Source organism: Paenarthrobacter sp. NPDC092416 (assembly GCF_044755025.1).
In the GTDB taxonomy this organism is placed as follows: domain Bacteria; phylum Actinomycetota; class Actinomycetes; order Actinomycetales; family Micrococcaceae; genus Arthrobacter.
Map to the genome: position 1 here is coordinate 140411 of NZ_JBIVQG010000001.1, position 18224 is coordinate 158634.

An 18224-nucleotide genomic window follows, 5' to 3' on the forward strand; every position below is an offset into this window, starting at 1 on the left:
CGGGGATAGGCTCGACGTATGGATCACACCACCACCCTGACGCAGCACATCAACGCCACTCCGGAGAAGGTCTGGGCCGTCATCTCGGACATTCCGGGCTCGGCCGGCACGCTCTCGGGCATCGATGCCATCCAGATGCTTAGCGAAGGCCCGTACGGTGAGGGCACGCGCTGGAAAGAAACCCGCACCATGATGGGCAGGCAGGAAACCGTCGAAATGTGGGTGTCCCAGACCGACCCACCACGCAGCACCACCGTCAAGGCGCTCCAGGGCGGGGCGGACTACACCACGCGCTTCAGCCTTGCCGAGCGCGACGGCGGGACGGACCTCACCCTGACGTTCGGCGCGGAGATCCTCCAACCATCGCTCATCAGCAAGATCACCATGGCCCTGTTCGGGAAGATCGGGATGAGCATGACCCGCAAGGCCCTCAGCAAGGACCTCGCGGAGATTGCAGCAAAGGCGGAATCCCTCTGATGGCGGCTGCGAAGGTTGCGGCTCCCAAGATCTCGCCGGTGCGGTTGGAAGAACTGCACGACGACGACGCCCCGGACTTCCAGCGTGGCGAGCGGTACGACGGACTCAGGTTCACCCGCGTCTCCGCGGATGGCGCAGAACTCAGCGGGGCCGACTTCATCGAGTGCGAACTGAACGGTGTGTCCTTCAATGAGGCCCAATTGCGGGGCGCCACGTTCCGGGAGTGCATCCTCGGCGAGCCGTATGCTCCCGTGTTCATGGCTGCCCGCACTTCCTGGCAGGACGTCGAGATCAGCAATCCACGGTGGGGCTCTGCCGAACTTTACGAGGGCAACTGGCGCTCTGTCCGAATCGACGGCGGCAAGTTGGACTATGTGAACCTGCGCGGCTCAAAGCTCTTGGATGTCCGGATTTCCGACTGCATCATCAACGAGCTCGACCTCGGAGGTTGCGCGGGGACGCGTGTGGCCCTGAAGAACTGCACCATCGGAACCTTGGATGTCACGGGCGCCAAGTTCAAGGATGTGGATCTGCGGGGTTCGGAATTCCGTACGCTCAATGGGTTGGCTGGCCTCGCGGGCGTGGTAATCGACGATTACCAGTTGAGTTTGATGGCGCCTCTGCTGGCCGGACATTTGGGGATCCGGGTGGTCTGACGGGTGGCCGGGCCGGTCCAGTTGAGGGCTTCATCTGTTGACCGGCTCGCAAGGCCGTGTAATCTTTATAGAACGAACGGTCGGTATATTATTCCGATTCGGTCCCTTTCACTTCGCGAAGGATGTTCTCATGGTCGAGGCTTTTCTTGTTGGCGGCGCACGAACGCCTGTCGGTCGCTACGGTGGGGCGCTGTCCTCCGTCCGCCCGGACGATCTCGCAGCGTTGGTGGTCCGGGAAGCGGTGGCGCGTGCCGGCGTCGATCCTGACTCCATTGACGAGGTCATCCTGGGCAACGCGAACGGCGCAGGTGAGGAGAACCGCAACGTGGCCCGGATGGCCACCATCCTCGCGGGACTTCCCCTCCACATCCCCGGCATCACGGTCAACAGGCTGTGCGCCTCGGGGCTGAGTGCCATCATCATGGCGAGCCACATGATCAAGTCGGGAGCCGCGGACATCGTGGTGGCCGGCGGCGTCGAATCCATGAGCCGGGCGCCTTGGGTCCAGGAGAAACCGTCAACGGCGTTCGCCAAGCCCGGCCAAATCTTCGACACCTCCATTGGCTGGCGCTTCGCGAACCCGCTGTTCACCAAGGGAGAGCTGTCCCGCGACGGCAAGATGACCTACTCCATGCCCGAAACGGCCGAGGAAGTTGGCCGAGTGGACAAGATCTCGCGTGAAGACGCCGACGCCTTCGCCGTTCGCTCGCACGAGCGGGCCCTGGCAGCCATTGCCGGCGGACGCTTCAAAGACGAGATCGTCCCCGTCACTGTCAAGAACCGCAAGGGTGAGACGGTGGTGGACACGGACGAGGGACCGCGCGCCGGCACCACCATGGAGGTTCTGGCCGGCCTGCGGCCTGTCGTCGCCGGAGGCTCCGTTGTTACCGCCGGCAATTCATCAACGCTCAACGACGGCGCGTCGGCCATCATCGTCGCGTCCGAGGCCGCCATCAAGAAGTTTGGCCTGACGCCGCGCGCACGGATTGTGGACGGAGCCTCGGCTGGTTGCGCGCCGGAAATCATGGGCATCGGCCCGGTTCCGGCAACGCAGAAAATCCTTGACCGCACCGGCCTCACCGTGGATCAGCTCGGCGCCGTGGAACTGAACGAAGCGTTCGCCACCCAGTCGCTGGCAAGCATGCGTCGCCTGGGACTCGATCCCGACATTGTGAATAACGACGGCGGCGCCATCAGTTTGGGGCACCCGCTCGGTTCCAGCGGCTCGCGCATCGCGATAACGCTGCTGGGCCGCATGGAGCGCGAACTTGCCTCCAACAATGGACCGAAGCTCGGCCTGGCCACGATGTGCATCGGCGTCGGGCAGGGCACCGCAATGCTGCTGGAAGGCGTGTAATGGCACTGAACCCGGAAGACTTCACTACGCTCCTGATCGAGGAACGCGAGGACCGCCTTACTGTTCAGTTGAACAGGCCTGAAGTCCGCAACGCGATCGACCAAAAGATGGTGGACGAGCTCCATTCGGTGTGTGCCGAGCTGGAACGGAACCCCAAGATCCTGATCATCGCCGGTACTGACGGCGTGTTCGCCTCGGGTGCCGACATCGGACAACTCCGCGAACGCCGGCGTGATGACGCCCTGCAGGGGATCAATTCAACCATCTTCGTGCGCATCGCCAAGCTTCCGATGCCCGTGATCGCAGCCTTGGACGGTTATTGCCTGGGCGGCGGTGCTGAACTCGCCTACGCTGCTGATTTCCGCATCGGAACACCGAGCGTCAGGATCGGCAACCCGGAGACCGGCTTGGGAATCCTGGCTGCGGCGGGCGCGACGTGGCGGCTGAAGGAACTCGTGGGTGAGCCGAAGGCCAAGGAGATCCTGCTGGCCGGTGCGGTGCTGCGGGCCGAGGAAGCGTTGCGGATCAGCCTCATCACGGAAATCCACGAGGCTCCGGAACTCATGGATGCGGCACACAACCTGGCCGATCGGATCAGCCGCCAGGACGCGCTGGCCGTAAGGATCACCAAGTCCGTGTTCCACGCCCCGGCAGAGGCTCACCCGCTGATCGACACGCTCGCGCAGGGAATCCTTTTCGAGTCCCAGGCCAAGTTCGACCGTATGCAGGCTTTCCTCGATAAGAAATCGGCGAAAGCATCGCAAGACACTGACGCTCCCACGCAAGACAGGACCTGAAATGACAACTGTTCCCGCCATCCCACACGTTGTCGGAGTCCTCGGCGGAGGCCGGATGGGTGCCGGCATAGCCCACGCGTTCCTGACCAAAGGCGCCACAGTGATCGTCGTAGAACGCGATCATGAAGCCGCAGCCGGCGCGCAGGGCAGGGTGGTCGAGGCCGTTGCCAAGTCCGCGGCGCGCGGAACCCTTGCGGAGTCAGCCGAGGAAGCGCTGGCCCGATTCAGTACCTCCACGGATTACGAATCGTTCATCCACTGCGGTCTCGTGGTAGAGGCTGTGCCAGAGGACTACGAGCTCAAAGTCAGCGCACTGAAGGCTGTTGAGGACCACTTGTCCGCCGACGCGTTCCTGGCTTCGAACACGTCCTCACTGTCCGTCACGGGGTTGGCCAATGAGCTCCGCCGTCCCGCCAATTTTGTGGGTCTCCACTTCTTCAACCCGGTGCCCGCCTCCACTCTCATCGAAGTGGTGCTGGCCAAAGAGACGTCTCCCGAACTCGCTGCAGCGGCGAAAAGTTGGACCGAGGCACTCGGCAAGACCGCCGTCGTGGTCAATGACGCACCTGGCTTCGCGTCGTCCCGTCTGGGTGTGGCGATTGCTCTCGAGGCGATGCGCATGGTGGAGGAAGGCGTGGCGTCCGCGGAGGACATCGATGCCGCCATGGTCCTGGGCTATAAGCACCCGACTGGCCCGTTGAAGACCACGGACATTGTTGGGCTGGACGTGCGGCTCGGCATCGCGGAGTACCTGCACTCCACGCTTGGCGACCGCTTCGCCCCGCCACAGATCCTGCGGGACAAAGTGGCCAGGGGCGAACTTGGCCGCAAGTCCGGCAAGGGCTTCTTTGACTGGGCTGACTAACGTCCCCACCCACCCCGGTAGGCGACAGATAGGCTAACCGGGTGACTTCTATCGAACCCATCACCCTGACCGGCAAATTCGTGACGCTCGAACCGCTGACCCACGAGCACCAGGATGGCCTGGTGGAGGCGGCCAAGGACGGCGAGCTTTGGAAGCTTTGGTACACGTCGGTCCCGACGCCCGAGGGAATGGCCGCTGAAATCGAGCGCCGCCTGGTACTCCAGGAAAGCGGCTCCATGCTGCCGTTCGCCACGAGACACAACGCCACAGGCAAGCTGATCGGCATGACGACGTACATGAATATCGACGCCGTCACCCCGCGCGTCGAGATCGGCTCCACGTGGAACGCCGTCTCCGCTCAGGGCAGTGGAACCAACCCGGATTCCAAACTGCTGCTCCTGCGCCACGCCTTCGAAACCTTGGGCTGCCCCGCCGTCGAATTCCGCACGCACTGGCACAACCTCCAGTCCCGCGAAGCGATTGCCCGGCTCGGCGCCAAGCAGGACGGCGTGTTGCGCAACCACTCCCGCAGCGCCGACGGCGCACTCCGCGACACCGTAGTGTTCTCCATCCTGGAGCACGAGTGGCCCGCGGTGCGCAACGGCCTGGAGCTCAGGCTGGACAAGCAGCGCTAGCCACGCGGCGCTGCGAACACCCCACACGGGCGGTCGCAGAAAAACGAGTACCTTCAAGGTCTGTACCCCCTTCCCTGCCAGGCGTAATCTGGCCAACACATTGCCCCGGTACGCGGCCGACTGGTGGGCGAGCCGCAAAGTGATCAGTTCATGGGATCACCCGGAGTCCCAGCCAGCAGCATGAAGGGGAAAAATCATGGCAACTCATCGAGCACGACGGCGGTACACGGCTTTTGCGGGCGGGCTCGCCGTCTTGGCGTTCATCCTGGGGTTCATGACAAGTCCGGCCAACGCCGCACCGCCGCCACCCGTCACGTATGTAGCCCTCGGTGATTCGTACACGGCGGGCACGGGTTCCGGTGGACTCTACCGGCCACCCGTGGCGTGCTGGCAAAGCCATCCGGGTTATGTGGACGACGTCGCCGCCACCGGACGCGTCACGTTGCTGGCCAACTTGGCCTGCCACGGAGCGGTCTTATCCCCAGCCAGCCCCTTCTACGACGGGGTAACGCCAACCGTGCTGGAGCAAGTCCTCGGCGGGCAGCCCGCACTGCAGAATGCTGGATTGGTCAGCGTCACAGCTGGTGCAATCGACGCCGGCAGCCTGCTGATCCTGGCCGCGTGCTCGGCACCCGGTCCCGTGAGTTGTGCCGACACAGTCGCGGCGGTTGCTGCGAACCTACCTTCGCTTCAGGCCGGGCTTGTGAGCACGTATCAAGCAATCCAGGCCGCCGCGCCCAACGCCCGAATCGCGGTCATGGGCTACCCGCGGCTCTTCGACCCCGTCAACGGAGTCCCAGTACTCCCGCCAAGCAACCAGCTCCTGGTGAATCAGGCCGTTGATGCCCTCAACGCCACCATCAAGGCGGCTGTGCTGGCCAGCGGAACCAACGCGCAGTTCGTTGACGTCACCAGCAGGTTCATCGGGCACGCAGCCAACTCCGGCGCGGAATCGTGGATCGTCCTGGAATTCCTTAGCCCGCTTCCGGACGCCAACTTCCACCCGAATGTCGCCGGACACTTGAATGGCTACGCGTCGGCCCTGATATCAGCAATCAAACCCGCGAAACTCGCCAAGCAATAGGAACGGACCCTCTCCCACGTCCCGCCCCTTTTCGGCGGATCCTCTTTCACGTCCTGCGCCTTTTTGGCGGATCCTCTCTCACGTCCCGCCCCTTTTCGGCGGATCCTCTCCCACGTCCCGACGCCGCGTGTGCTTAGCTGGCACGTATGGATGGGAAAGCCGAAGCGTCGAGTCAGCAGGGCGTCCGATGGGACGGTGCCGTGAACGCTTGGCGCGTTGCCGGCGACGTTTTTCGGATGGGGAGACGCGAATGGCTCACCGCGGCCGGTTGGCAGCAGATGTACGACGACGGCGTCCGCACCGTGATCGATCTCCGCACCTCGCGAGAGCGGCAGCACCGTGACACCGATCCCGAGGTGCCCGACGACGTGAAGGCGCGTATCGACGTCGTGCATTGCCCGACTGAGGACCCTGACCACGACGCCTTCGGTGAGCTGTTTGGTCAGTACCTCAAGGATCCGGCGCAGTACGGCGAGTACGTGGGGCTGTTTGAGGAGAGGGTCGCGAGGGTGTTCAAGGCCATTGCGGTTTCGCCCGGCAAGGTGGTGATTCACTGCTCGGCGGGCAGGGATCGCAGTGGGGTGATCGCGCTGATGCTGCAGCGGCTGGCGGGCGTCGGCGATGAGGAGATCGTTCGAGGCTATGAACTCGCTGCGCGCGGCATCAATGAACGGCACCGTACCCATGGAGCTCCGCACGCCCATGATCCCTATCTTGACGAGGCTGCACTGGAGGCGCAGCTGGAACGGAGGCGTCGCAGCCTCCGGGAGTTTCTGGGAACGCTGGATGTTGCGGCATTCCTGGCGCGGAATGGCGTCACCGAGGAAGACATGGCGGCCATTCACGCCAAGCTGCAGTGATGTGAAAGGGCGTCCGCCGGAAGCGGGTGGGATGTGAAAGAGCGTCCGCCGAAATCGGGTGGGATGTGAAAGGGCGTCCGCCGGAAGCGGGTGGGATGTGAGAGGGCGCCGGAAAATTTCTGCTGTGCATCTTCCGGCCTTCATGTACCCTGTATATATTACCGAACGGCCGGTCAGTAATGTTTGCTCACAGCAGACTCAATGACCGTGCCGATTTCACGTGCCTTGGAAGGACCCGTCGACGATGACCACTACCGCAGTCGCCCCGGAAACCACAGCCGTTGCAACCGTCCCCAGCTATGTCCAGGATGCCTGGTGGACGCCGGCACCTGATGCCAAAACGGTTCCCGTCCGCGACGCCAGCACCGGAGAGGTCCTGGCCAACGTGAGCACCGACGGACTGGACCTTGCCGCCGTCGTCAATTACGGCCGCACTACCGGCCAGACGGAACTCGGGAAGCTGACCTTCCACCAGCGCGCCCTCAAGCTCAAAGAGCTTGCCATGTACCTGAACGGCCGGCGCCAGGAGCTGTACGACTCCTCGTCGCAGACCGGTGCCACCAAGATCGACAACATGATCGATATTGACGGCGGCATCGGCGTGCTCTTCACGTTCGGTTCCAAGGGCCGACGCGAACTGCCGAACTCGCAGGTTGTGGTGGACGGGCCCATGGAAACCCTGTCCAAGGACGGGTCGTTCGTCGCAGAGCACATTTACACGCGGATTCCGGGCGTCGCTGTCCAGATCAATGCCTTCAACTTCCCGGTCTGGGGAATGCTGGAGAAGTTCGCCCCCGCCTTCCTGGCTGGCGTCCCCACCATCGTCAAACCGGCCACACCCACGGGCTATGTGGCCGCGGCCGCAGTCAAGGCGATCGTTGAGTCCGGCATCCTCCCGGCGGGCTCCCTTCAGTTGATCTCCGGTTCCGCACGGACAATCCTGGACGAACTCGATTACCGCGACCTCCTCTCCTTCACCGGCTCGGCCTCCACGGCCAACTCACTCAAAGCCCACAAGAACGTTGTCCAGGGCGGTGTCCGTTTCACGTCCGAGACCGACTCGCTGAACGCCGCGATCCTCGGTCCCGATGCCGTTCCCGGTACGCCCGAATTCGACGCCTTCATCAAGGCAGTCGTCACCGAAATGACAGTCAAGGCGGGTCAGAAGTGCACGGCCATCCGCCGTATCATCGTGCCGCAGGAGCTGACCGCCGACGTCGCTTCCGCCGTCGGCGCCCGCATCACGGAGCGCGTCGTGGTCGGCGACCCGCGCGCTGAGGGCGTCACCATGGGCGCCTTGGCATCGCTCGAACAGCTGGCCGATGTCCGCGCCGCTGTTCAGTCAATGCTCGACGCCGGAGGTGAGCTTGCGTACGGATCTCTGGATTCGCCGTCGGTCACCTCGGTCGGCGGCACCGTGGGCGTGGTGGATGGCGGCGCGTTCATGTCGCCGGTTCTCCTTAGCTGGGCTGACGCGGAGGCCGAAGAGGTCCACTCGCTGGAAGCATTCGGTCCCGTGTCCTCGGTGATTGGCTACACCGATCTTCCCGACGCCATTCGTCTCGCCGCCCGCGGGGCAGGCTCGCTGGTGGCCTCGGTGTGCACCAACGATCCCGCCGTTGCACGCGATCTGGTGACCGGAATCGCCGCCCATCACGGGCGCGTTCACATGCTCAACCGTGAAGACGCACGCTCCTCAACCGGCCACGGCTCGCCTGTCCCACACCTGGTCCACGGTGGTCCCGGACGCGCAGGTGGCGGCGAGGAACTGGGTGGCATCCGCTCCGTCCTCCACCACATGCAGCGCACGGCCATCCAGGGCTCGCCCAATATGCTCACAGCTGTCACGGGTCAGTGGCACACCGGCGCGGACCGTAACTTCACGGTTGAAACCGAAGGGGAGCACCCGTTCCGGAAGCACCTCTCGACGCTCCGCATCGGTGACGCCGTGCGCTCCGAGCTGCGTCAAGTGACCCTTGAGGACATCACGGCCTTCGCCAACTCGACGGGTGACACGTTCTACGCCCACACCAACCAGGAAGCTGCCGAAGCCAACCCGTTCTTCCCGGGCATCGTGGCGCACGGTTACCTGCTCCTGAGCTGGGCCGCCGGACTCTTCGTGGAGCCCGCACCGGGCCCCGTGTTGGCCAACTACGGCTTGGAGACCCTGCGCTTCATCACCCCCGTGGCAGCCGGCGATTCCATCCGCGTGACGCTGACCGCCAAGAAGATCACCCCGCGGGAGACCGATGAATACGGCGAAGTTGCCTGGGACGCCGTGCTGACCAACCAGAACGACGAAATCGTGGCCACGTACGACGTCCTGACGCTCGTGGAAAAGTAGACACCACCTAAAGCAACGCGGGGTCACTTACAGCCCATGTTGGCGGGAAACATGGGCCGTAAGTGACCCCGCGTTGTGCTTAGCCGGCGCTGGATTCCCTCAAAATCAACGCGGGGGCCCAATCCTGGCTCTCTGTCGCCGTCCCCTGGATAGCATCGATCAACGCGTCAGCCATGGCAGCACCTTGCAGATCCAGCTTGGTACCCACAGTCGTGAGCCTGGGCCGCAGCTGGTCGGCCAAGAGGACTTCCTCGCACGCCACAAGGCCGATTCTCCCGGGAGCCCCCAGTCCGGCATCTGCCAATGCTGACATGGCGCCCAAAGCCACACTGACGCTTGACGCCACGATGCCTTCGGGCTGCTGCGACGATTCAAGGAGCTCCTGCGTCGCGCTACGCGCGGCGTCCGTGCTGTATTCCGTGGGAGCAAGGATGACATCGGAATGTCCCGCCTCTGCGCATGCCCGCAGGTATCCGCTCTTGAGGAACGGCGAAAGCACCGACGCCGTACTGCCACCCAGAAGTGCCACCGGCCACCGACCTTGGTCCAGCAAGTGTTTCGTCGCCTGGTAGGCCACCGATTCATAATCAGTGGTCATCACCAGGGTGCCGGTCCCTGCAAGCTGCGGCGTGCCGAGCAGAATTTTTGTGCCACGGTCCTCGGCATCCTCAATGGCGGCACGCACATGGGGCGTATCAACGTTGTCACCGGTGGCCAGAATGACGCCGTCCACACCTTGGAGCGGAAGGGAGTCCAACAGTCGCTCCAGACGCGTAATGCTGTGGTCGAGGTCGCAGAGCAGGACGCTGTAGCCTCGTGCTTCGGCGGCATGCGCCACCGCCTTCGCCAGTTGGCTGTGGAAGGGCTGGGCGATGTCGCCCACAAGGAGCGCTATGGTGCTGGACCGTCCGCTGCGCAGGCTGCGGGCCGCGCTGTTTGGCACGTAGTTGAGCCGCGCGACGGCGTCCATCACCTTGGTGCGGGTCTCTTCCGCTACGGTCGACGGCGAGGTGAACACCCGCGAAACGGTGGCCCGGGAAACGCCGGCCGCCCGGGCGACATCAATCATGGTGGCTGGTGCTGGGCTAGTTACCGTCATGGGATCTGATGGTATCGAGAAACAGCGACGCATACCGCGGCCCGTCCACGTCCAATGCCACCTCGATGCTGTCCTGGCTGAGATAACCGTGGGGAAGAGTGGTCTCCGAGGCCTTGGTCCGGTGATCCACCACGGTTTGTCCACGGGTCAGCGGTGTCGACAAACTGACTTCGACCCGAAGCCGGCTGGTGGTCAGTCCTTCGGGATCGATCACCGCACAGACGGCTCCGGCGTCACCGAGTCCGGCTGACCCAGGTGAGGTCAAGCGGAAGTCGTCCCCGTTGACCCTGGCCAAATGGGACAGAAGTTGCCCGCTCAGCCGGCATCCGGCGTCGTCCGCTTCAAGCAGCAGCCGGATATCGGGCGCCTCCACGGCGGCTGAGTAGAACACGTCCAAGCCATACATGGTGATCGGTAGCCCGCTGCTGATGACGATCTGGGCGGCCTCAGGATCATGCCACACATTGAATTCGGCCACCGGCGAGGCATTGCCCGCGGATGCCGACCCGCCCATGAAAACGATCCGCCCGATGTTCGTGGCGACCTCGGGGTAAGTCCGCAGCAACAGGGCAATGTTCGTCATCGGGGCCAGCGGAACCAGGGTGACGGGCTCAGGACTCGCCAGAATCTCACGGCGTAAAAGTTCGACGGCGTGAATCGCCGCGGGCGCGCGGGTGGACGGAGGCCAACCAAGATCGGCCAACCCGTCAGAACCGTGCACGTGCCCGGCGTCGTGCGGTTCGCCGAGCAGGGGCCGCGCAGCTCCAGCCGCGACGGGCACGCTGGTGGCGCCGACGGCGTCGAGAACCGTGATTGTATTGCGCACCACGCCCTCCAGACTGGTGTTGCCGGCAACGCAGGTGACAGCGCGCAGGTTCCAGTCAGGATGGCGTGCGGCGAGCATCAACGCCAGAGCATCGTCCACGCCGGTATCGACGTCCAGAATGAGTTGTCCCATGCCCGTACCCTATTCCGTGGATTCGATGAGTTCGGCGAGGTCTTCCAAGTCCGGGGAGTCCCTGAAGTGCAACGCGACGCGGTCGATTGCGTCCGCGGGGAAGGCAAACGGGGCCTCGTACTCCGTGGAAACAGTACTCACGGGGTCAGCACCGATGTCCATGCCCCAGAAAGAGAGGTGGCTGGATGTGCGGGGAATTCCGGTTTCGGCAACCACCACCTCATCGTGGAGCAGCTCCACCCGTGCTGAACGGTCCTCCGAAGGTGTGAGCCGCACACCAACTGTGCTTGTCCCGCCAGGAATCCCGACGTCCGACTTCAGCACCACGCGAGTGCCCAAGGCGTTGTGTTCAAAGATCAGGACATCGTTGCGCACGTAGAGCACGTACCCGCCCTGCAGGTTGCCGCTGGAAACCAACACGCCCTCCATGCCGGGCCGGAAGTCCTGCAAGTGCACAGTGAATTGCAGGGCTCGATCGCTCCCGGTGATCGCACTCGCCAAGGGGACGTGGCTCTGACCGGCGCGGAAGATGATCTCCTTGCGGTTGACCAAACCGGCCGGACCGCGGGCGGTGAGCAGTTCCACCAGCGTGCGGTCGTCAAGCGGAAACGCACCGACCTGTTCTGCTTCTTGCCACCAAAGCGACTGGAGGGATGCAAGCCGGGCGGGGTCTTTATCGGCCAGGTTGTTTGCCTCCGCGAAGTCGTCGCGGGTGTTGTACAGCCGCCAATCGTCCTGGCTGTAGTCCTGGCCGTGGATATGGGCAGTGACTGCTTTCCAGTCGCCGTGGCGGATGGCACGGTGTCCGAGCATTTCCCAGAACTGCGTTTCGCGTGGCTCGTCCGCGTCAGCCGCGCTGAACGTCGCAACTGCTGACCCGCCGTCGAAAGCTGTGTCCGTTTCAATGCCGGCCGCGTCCATCAACGTGGGCATGATGTCGATCGCGTGCAGGAACTGGTCCCGGACTTCACCGACCGAGCTGATTCCGTCCGGCCAGGAAACCACCAAGGGCGACCGAACGCCGCCAAGGTCAACGAACTGCTTGTAGCGGCGGAACGGCGTGTTTCCTGCCATCGCCCAGCCTTCAGGGTAGTGGGCACCGCCGAGGGGGCTGCCGAGTTTTGGCAACAAACTGACCTGCTCGACGGCGGTCCTGCGGACGCCCGAGTACGGAGCATTGCAATCCACATCACCAGAGGGACCGCCCTCACGGGAAGCGCCGTTATCCGACATGACCAGCACGATGGTGTTCTGGTACAGATCCATGGCCTTCAAGGACTCCAGTACGCGGCCAATCTGCGCATCTGCGTGCTCCAGGAAGCCGGCGAAGGCTGCCTGCAAATGTGCGAATACGTCTTGCTCCGTGCTGTCCAGGTCGTCCCAGGCCCGGACTTCATCCAGCCGTTCGGTGAGGGCCGTCCCGTCGGGCACGACGCCAAGTTCCACCTGTCGCTTTAGCCGTTCGGCACGGGTCTTGTCCCAACCCTTGGTAAAGACGTCAACGTACTTTTCGATGTACTCCCGCGGTGCCTGGAAAGGAGCGTGTGTGGCTCCCAAGGCGAGCTGGAGGAAGAACGGTGCGTGCGGCCTGTAGGTGGTGTGGTCCTTGAGGAAGCGAATTGATTGATCGGCCAGGTCCTCACTCAAGTGATAACCGTCCCGGGACGGTGGCTCGATGCTGTGGTTGTCGGCCACGAGTTCGGGGGAGTACTGGTCCGTGCAGCCGTCGAGGAACCCGTAGAAGCGGTCGAATCCGCGGCTCAGGGGCCAGTTGTGGAAGGGGCCGGCAGGCGTGAGCTCATTCAGTGGTGCAAGGTGCCATTTGCCGGCCAGGTACGTGCCGTACCCTTTGCTGCGCAGAACCTCAGGGAGGAGGGGCACGTCCGGGCGGACGCAGCCGCGGGAATTGGGGAACCCTGTGTCCGCGTCGGCCAGGAAGCGCATACCCACGGAGTGGTGGTTGCGGCCTGTCAGCAAGCTGGCCCGCGTGGGGGAGCACAGCGGTGTGACGTGGAAATTGGTGTACCTGAGGCCGTGACCTGCCAGTCCGTCAATGGCCGGTGTGTCGATTTCCGAGCCGAAGCACCCGAAATCGGACCAGCCGGTGTCGTCAAGGATGACCATGAGAATGTTGGGTGCGGTGCTGTTGGCTCCGGGTTGCTCGGGCCACCAAGCTTCGGATTCGGCCACTGTGGTGCCGATGCGGCCGCGAAATTCCTGCTGCATTGCTGCGGTTTCCGTTCTGTTCAATGCTTGTGCGTCGGGTGGGTCAGCGCTGTGGAGCGTGCAAGGACGGGGCCGCTGCGGGAGTTGTTGCGACGTACTGGACTCTGCGGGAGGTCAGGTAGACGGCGCAGCCCAGTGCAACCAGGGCTACGAGCACCAGATATCCGGAGATGCTCCACGTTGCCCCGCCGGCGTTGTTCTGAAGGGCCTGGGCAATGAGTGGGCCAAAGCCGCCGCCGATCACCGTGGCAACCTGGAAGCCGATGGACATGCCGGTGTAGCGGACCTTTGGGTCCAGCACTGCGGCAAACAGGGTGGCTTGCTGGCTGAAGAGCATTCCCACAATGATGCCGTTGGCCGACATCACCACGAACAGGGCCGCAACGCTCTTGGTTTCCATGAGCCAGAACATCGGGAAGGCCCAGAGTGCCAAGGCCGCGGTGGCGGTCACCAGGATCCGGCGCGGGCCGAATCGGTCCGAAATGATGCCAGCCAGGGGTGTGGTGATCAAGTTGGTGATGGATGAGGCGATATTGGCCATCAGGGCAACAGTGGGACTGATGCCCAGCGTGGTGGTAGCGAAGCCGATGATGAAGACACCCTGCATGAAGCCCAAGGTGGTGTCGCTGACGTGCACGCCGATCATGGCCAGGATTTGCTTGGGGTAACGGCGAAGGGCGACCACCAGTGGCAATTTCTCTTTGGCGGCGGGTGTGGCTGCTGCCTTTTCGAAGTCAGGTGTTTCGGAGATCTTCATCCTGAGGACCAGGCCGAAAATGACCAGGATGACACTGAGCAGGAACGGGATCCGCCAGCCCCATGCCAGCAGGTCCGCCCGTGACAACGTGCCGGTCAGGATCGCGACGACGCCACTGGACAGGATGACACCGATCGGTGCCCCGGCCTGGACAAGACTGCCAAAGAAGCCACGCTTGGCTTCCGGTGCATGTTCGACGGCGAGCAGCGCGGCCCCGCCCCACTCGCCACCGAGCCCGATTCCTTGCAGGAAACGCAGCGAAACGAGCATGATCGGTGCCCATACTCCGACCTGGGCATATGTGGGCAAAAGGCCGATGCCCACAGTGACAAGGCCGGTGAGGAAGAACGTGAAGAGGAGCATCTTCTTTCGGCCCACGCGGTCGCCAAGGTGTCCGATCACGATGCCGCCGAGGGGGCGGGCGATGAAGCCGACGGCGAAGGTGCTCAGCGAGAGGACCGCGGCCAGTCCGGGGTCGCCGCTTGGGAAGAAAATGGCGCCGAAGACGAGTGCGGCCATGGGGCCGTAAACGAAGAAATCGTAGTACTCCAGCACGGAGCCGATAGTGCTGGCAGTGGCGGCCGTCCACGGAGAAGTCTTCGCAGGGGCCTTTGACGGATGGATCGTTGGGTGGGGGTTCATGTTAGTCCTCGTCGATTAACAATATCTGTGGGATCGATCTCATACGCGTCTGCAATGGTTCCTTCTTCAGAGGATGGGATCGATCTCATAACCGTAGAGCCGGGCTGGACACCTGTCAAGGGTTAGTTGGCGAGCGTAAGATTTCCAACGTAGGAGGTGGCCACATGCATCTAGCCCTCAACACAGCCACTACTGTCCTGCCCGTCGATGACATGAGCCGTGCACGCATGTTCTATGCGGAAAAGCTCGGCCTCCCGCACCGCGGCAGGACCTGGGGTGGAAATGATTTGTTCGGCAACGACGGCGGCCCCATGCTGCAATTGTTGCCCGTCACGGACGGTAAGCACTCCGGTCACACCGCCCTGAGCTTTGAAGTACAGAACATCGAGCGGATAGTGGAGGAGATGGAAGCCCACGGCGTAACTTTCCAGGACTACGACGAGCCCGACCTCAAGACCGAAAACCACATTTGCACCACGGATGCCGAAAAATGCGCCTGGTTCATGGACACCGAGAACAACGTCCTGTGCATCCATGAAACCCTCGGCCAGCAGGCTGAATACCAACTCTGACCGGCAGGCACTTGCCGCACGAACACGAAACGCTTCCCCCTCAGGGGAAGCGTTTCGCCGTGCCAGGCGTGGACGGGGCGTGGTTGGGCGTCGTAGGCCCGATCCTCTTTCACGTCCCGGCGCCTTTCGGCGGATCCTCTTTCACGTGACGTCATTCACGACGGCGGTGCCGGCTCGCCTTCCCAGTCGACGGGATGTGGGAGAACGTTGGCCCAAACGGGACGGGATGTGGGAGAACGTTGGCCCAAACGGGGCGGGATGTGGGAGAGCGTTGGCCCAAACGGGCCGGGATGTGGGAGAACGTGGGGCCAAACGGGCCGGGATGTGAGAGGGGGTTAAGCCGCCGTGTGGAGTCCGTCGAATGCCATGGTGATGACGTCGTCCGCGAGCTTCTCCGGGGACAGGGAGCCGCCGGGCTTGTACCACTCCACGATCGAGTTGATGGTGCCGAAAAGGAGGCGCGTGACCGTGCGGGGATCGATGTCCTGGCGCAGGGAGCCGTCCTCACGGGCTGCGGAGATCAGCGCTGCCACCTTGTGGTCGAACGCGCGTCGTCGTTCAAGGGCGTTCCGCTCAATCTCCGTGTTGCCGCGGAGCCGCAGAAGAAGTGTCACGAACGGCAGTCTGTCCACCAGGACGGCAATGGTTTGCCGGAGCACGAACTCGAGCCGCGCATCGGCGGGCCCGGAGGTTGCTGAGGGTTCGTCCAGGATGGCTTCGAGACCACCCAGGGCGTGGTCCAGCGCGAGCTTCAGCAGGTCGCCCTTCGACGGCACGTGGTGGTAAATGGCTGACTTGGAGATCCCGAGGTTCTCGGCCAGGATGCCCATGGACGTTGCGTCGTACCCGTGCCGGTTGAAGACGTCGACGGCGATGCGGAGCACCGATTGTTGGTCGTAACCGGGCCGTCCGCGCTTAGTGGTGGTCTCAGTAGGCATGGTGGCATTTTCTCACGATCTCTAGGCGGGCTCCTGTTCGGCGACGCCGCATGTCAGCGATTCGAGGCTGACATGCGGCGAACGCAAAACCTCAGCCTTTGGGGCGCATGTCGTAGATCCGGCGGAGCTTCCCGTTGGACCGTTCAAGCGAGCCCGGCTCAACCACGTCAACCACGCAAGAGGACCCGATGTGAATCTTGATCTGCTCACGCAAGGTATGCGCCGCCGTCGTGCCTGCCTCGGACGGAACGTTCTCGCGGCGCTCAATCTTCACCGTCAGTGAATCCATGCGCTTGCCTTCGGGCCGGGTGATTTCGAGCTGGAAGTGCGGGCTGAGTTCAGGGATGCGCAGGGCGATTTCTTCGATCTGGGACGGGAAGAGGTTCACGCCGCGCAGGATGATCATGTCGTCGCTGCGGCCGGTGATGCGGCCCATGCGCCGGTGCGCCGGACGTGCGGTGCCGGGCAGCAGCCGGGTGAGGTCCTTGGTGCGGTAGCGGATGATCGGCAACGCCTCCTTCGTCAAAGACGTGAAGACGAGCTCGCCGGGTTCGCCGTCGCCCAGGACCGTGGAGTGGTCGAACGGGTCGATGATTTCGGGGCGGAAGTGGTCTTCCCAGATGTGGCAGCCGTCCTGTGTTTCAACGGCTTCGCCGGCGACGCCCGGGCCCATGACCTCGGAGAGCCCGTAGATGTCCGAGGCTTTGATGTTCATGGTGGTTTCGAGTTCGTGACGCATCTCTTCCGTCCACGGTTCCGCGCCAAGCACTGCGTACTTCAGCGACGTGGAGGTGGGGTCGATGCCCTGGTGTGCCATGGCGTCGGCGATCGTCAGCAGGTACGTGGGCGTGGCCAGGATGGCGTCGGGTTTGAAGTCCTGGATGAGCTGGATCTGGCGTTCGGTCTGGCCGCCGGACATCGGGATGACCGTGCAGCCAAGCGCTTCAGCGCCGGCGTGCGCGCCGAGGCCGCCAGTGAAGAGACCATAGCCGTAGGCGTTGTGGACCTTCATGCCGGGCCGGACGCCCGAGGCGCGCAGCGAGCGGGCAACCAGGGTGGCCCAGTTGGCGAGGTCGTTCTTGGTGTAGCCCACCACGGTGGGGCGGCCGGTGGTGCCGGAGCTCGCGTGGATGCGGGCAACCTGGTCCTGCGGGACCGCGAACATGCCGAAGGGGTACTCCAGGCGGAGGTCTTCCTTGGTGGTGTACGGGAACTTGCCGAGGTCGCTCAACTCGCGGAGGTCCGAGGGGTGGACGCCTGCTTCGTCGAACTTGCGCTTGTACAGCGGCACGCGATCGTACGCGTAGGCAACGGTGTGCTGGAGGCGGGCCAGCTGTAGCGCTTCGAGCTCGTCGCGGGAGATGGTTTCTTCACGGTCCAGCACGGGGGCACTGTCCTTGGAGGTAGTAGCGGCGGGTGCGGCCACGGTGTTCTGGGTCATGGGTTCCTACTTCTTGGAGATGGTGCGGCTGCGGCCACGGAACTCTGCGATGAGTTCTCCGGGCTCGGCGTCGGACTCGGCATCAGGTGAGGGGGTGAGGGCGTAGATCTGGATGTCGTAGAGGCCGCTGCGTCCGGTACTGGCGCGGCGATTTGCGACGGCGGTAATCACCTGGCCTTGGAAGGCCGGCTTGATGAAATTGATGTCGACGCCGGATGCCACCGTGATGTTGGCAGCTTGCTTGGGCGTGGGGTTGGCCGGGTTGCAGGCCAGCGCGAAGGCAGTGTCCGCGAAGGCGAAGATCATTCCGCCGTGGGCCATGCCGAAGCCGTTGAGCATTTCCTGGCGGAGGTGCATGCGGATGGTGGCATGGCCGTCGTCGATCTTGAGGACCTCGATGCCCATCCATTCGGACGCGTAGTCGTTGGTCAGGATGTGGTGCGATGCACCGGAGAGGGTTGTTTCAACCATGCGTCATTGCCTCCAGCTTTATTTACCGAATGTTCATTAGGTAAT

General features: G+C 63.5%; 17 protein-coding genes. 10 read left to right on the forward strand and 7 right to left on the reverse strand.

The window, feature by feature from the left end; genetic code table 11:
* Window positions 1–18 precede the first annotated feature (18 nt).
* From ACIQC5_RS00640 to paaZ, 9 genes are all read left to right on the forward strand, one after another.
* A complete protein-coding gene (locus ACIQC5_RS00640; RefSeq protein WP_400277681.1) occupies window positions 19–477 on the forward strand; it encodes an SRPBCC family protein in 459 nt (152 codons plus the stop codon).
* Window positions 477–1133, forward strand: coding sequence for a pentapeptide repeat-containing protein (locus ACIQC5_RS00645; RefSeq protein WP_400277682.1), 657 nt, complete (start codon window positions 477–479; stop codon window positions 1131–1133). The genes ACIQC5_RS00640 and ACIQC5_RS00645 overlap by 1 nt, the downstream gene beginning before the upstream one ends.
* A 130-nt stretch (window positions 1134–1263) precedes the next feature.
* A complete protein-coding gene (locus ACIQC5_RS00650) occupies window positions 1264–2490 on the forward strand; it encodes a thiolase family protein (protein WP_400277683.1) in 1227 nt (408 codons plus the stop codon).
* Complete coding sequence (locus ACIQC5_RS00655; RefSeq protein ID WP_400277684.1) at window positions 2490–3287, forward strand: enoyl-CoA hydratase/isomerase family protein; 798 nt, start codon at window positions 2490–2492, stop codon at window positions 3285–3287. Before ACIQC5_RS00650 ends, ACIQC5_RS00655 begins: the two co-directional genes overlap by 1 nt.
* Window position 3288: 1 nt before the next feature.
* Window positions 3289–4152 carry a 3-hydroxyacyl-CoA dehydrogenase family protein gene (locus ACIQC5_RS00660; protein WP_400277685.1) on the forward strand — a complete coding sequence of 288 codons (864 nt, stop codon included), beginning with the start codon at window positions 3289–3291 and terminating at the stop codon, window positions 4150–4152.
* Between the two features lie 41 nt (window positions 4153–4193).
* The gene (locus tag ACIQC5_RS00665; protein WP_400277686.1) at window positions 4194–4787 is read left to right on the forward strand and encodes a GNAT family N-acetyltransferase; all 594 of its coding nucleotides are present in this window, start codon (window positions 4194–4196) and stop codon (window positions 4785–4787) included.
* Window positions 4788–4983: 196 nt separating this feature from the next.
* Window positions 4984–5871, forward strand: coding sequence for an SGNH/GDSL hydrolase family protein (locus ACIQC5_RS00670; protein WP_400277688.1), 888 nt, complete (start codon window positions 4984–4986; stop codon window positions 5869–5871).
* 146 nt (window positions 5872–6017) lie between these two features.
* Entirely contained in the window at window positions 6018–6731 is a 714-nt protein-coding gene (locus ACIQC5_RS00675) for a tyrosine-protein phosphatase (RefSeq protein ID WP_400277689.1), read from the forward strand.
* A 244-nt stretch (window positions 6732–6975) separates the two neighbouring features.
* A complete protein-coding gene (gene paaZ, locus ACIQC5_RS00680; protein ID WP_400277691.1) occupies window positions 6976–9075 on the forward strand; it encodes a phenylacetic acid degradation bifunctional protein PaaZ in 2100 nt (699 codons plus the stop codon).
* A 79-nt stretch (window positions 9076–9154) separates the two neighbouring features.
* Here the strand turns inward: paaZ and ACIQC5_RS00685 are convergent, their stop codons facing one another.
* The 4 genes from ACIQC5_RS00685 to ACIQC5_RS00700 are packed head-to-tail and all read right to left on the reverse strand — an operon-like array spanning window position 9155 to window position 14757.
* Window positions 9155–10174 (reverse strand): LacI family DNA-binding transcriptional regulator, encoded by a 1020-nt coding sequence (locus tag ACIQC5_RS00685; protein WP_400277692.1) that lies wholly within the window; start codon window positions 10172–10174, stop codon window positions 9155–9157.
* Window positions 10161–11132: a nucleoside hydrolase gene (locus ACIQC5_RS00690; RefSeq protein WP_400277694.1), complete on the reverse strand. Its 972-nt coding sequence runs from the start codon at window positions 11130–11132 to the stop codon at window positions 10161–10163. The genes ACIQC5_RS00685 and ACIQC5_RS00690 overlap by 14 nt, the downstream gene beginning before the upstream one ends.
* A 9-nt stretch (window positions 11133–11141) precedes the next feature.
* Window positions 11142–13358, reverse strand: a complete 2217-nt coding sequence (locus ACIQC5_RS00695) for an arylsulfatase (protein ID WP_400277695.1) — start codon at window positions 13356–13358, stop codon at window positions 11142–11144.
* A gap of 43 nt (window positions 13359–13401) precedes the next feature.
* On the reverse strand, window positions 13402–14757 hold the full coding sequence (locus tag ACIQC5_RS00700; RefSeq protein WP_400277696.1) for an MFS transporter: 1356 nt from the start codon (window positions 14755–14757) through the stop codon (window positions 13402–13404).
* A gap of 164 nt (window positions 14758–14921) precedes the next feature.
* On the opposite strand from ACIQC5_RS00700, the gene ACIQC5_RS00705 reads away from it, so the two are divergent.
* Entirely contained in the window at window positions 14922–15329 is a 408-nt protein-coding gene (locus ACIQC5_RS00705) for a VOC family protein (RefSeq protein WP_400277698.1), read from the forward strand.
* A gap of 335 nt (window positions 15330–15664) precedes the next feature.
* Here the strand turns inward: ACIQC5_RS00705 and ACIQC5_RS00710 are convergent, their stop codons facing one another.
* The 3 genes from ACIQC5_RS00710 to ACIQC5_RS00720 all read right to left on the reverse strand — a co-directional run bounded on the left by ACIQC5_RS00710 (window position 15665) and on the right by ACIQC5_RS00720 (window position 18179).
* Complete coding sequence (locus tag ACIQC5_RS00710; RefSeq protein ID WP_400277699.1) at window positions 15665–16267, reverse strand: TetR/AcrR family transcriptional regulator; 603 nt, start codon at window positions 16265–16267, stop codon at window positions 15665–15667.
* Window positions 16268–16358: 91 nt separating this feature from the next.
* The gene (gene paaK / locus ACIQC5_RS00715) at window positions 16359–17708 is read right to left on the reverse strand and encodes a phenylacetate--CoA ligase PaaK (protein WP_400277701.1); all 1350 of its coding nucleotides are present in this window, start codon (window positions 17706–17708) and stop codon (window positions 16359–16361) included.
* Between the two features lie 6 nt (window positions 17709–17714).
* Window positions 17715–18179: a hotdog fold thioesterase gene (locus ACIQC5_RS00720; RefSeq protein ID WP_400277702.1), complete on the reverse strand. Its 465-nt coding sequence runs from the start codon at window positions 18177–18179 to the stop codon at window positions 17715–17717.
* Window positions 18180–18224: the final 45 nt, after the last annotated feature.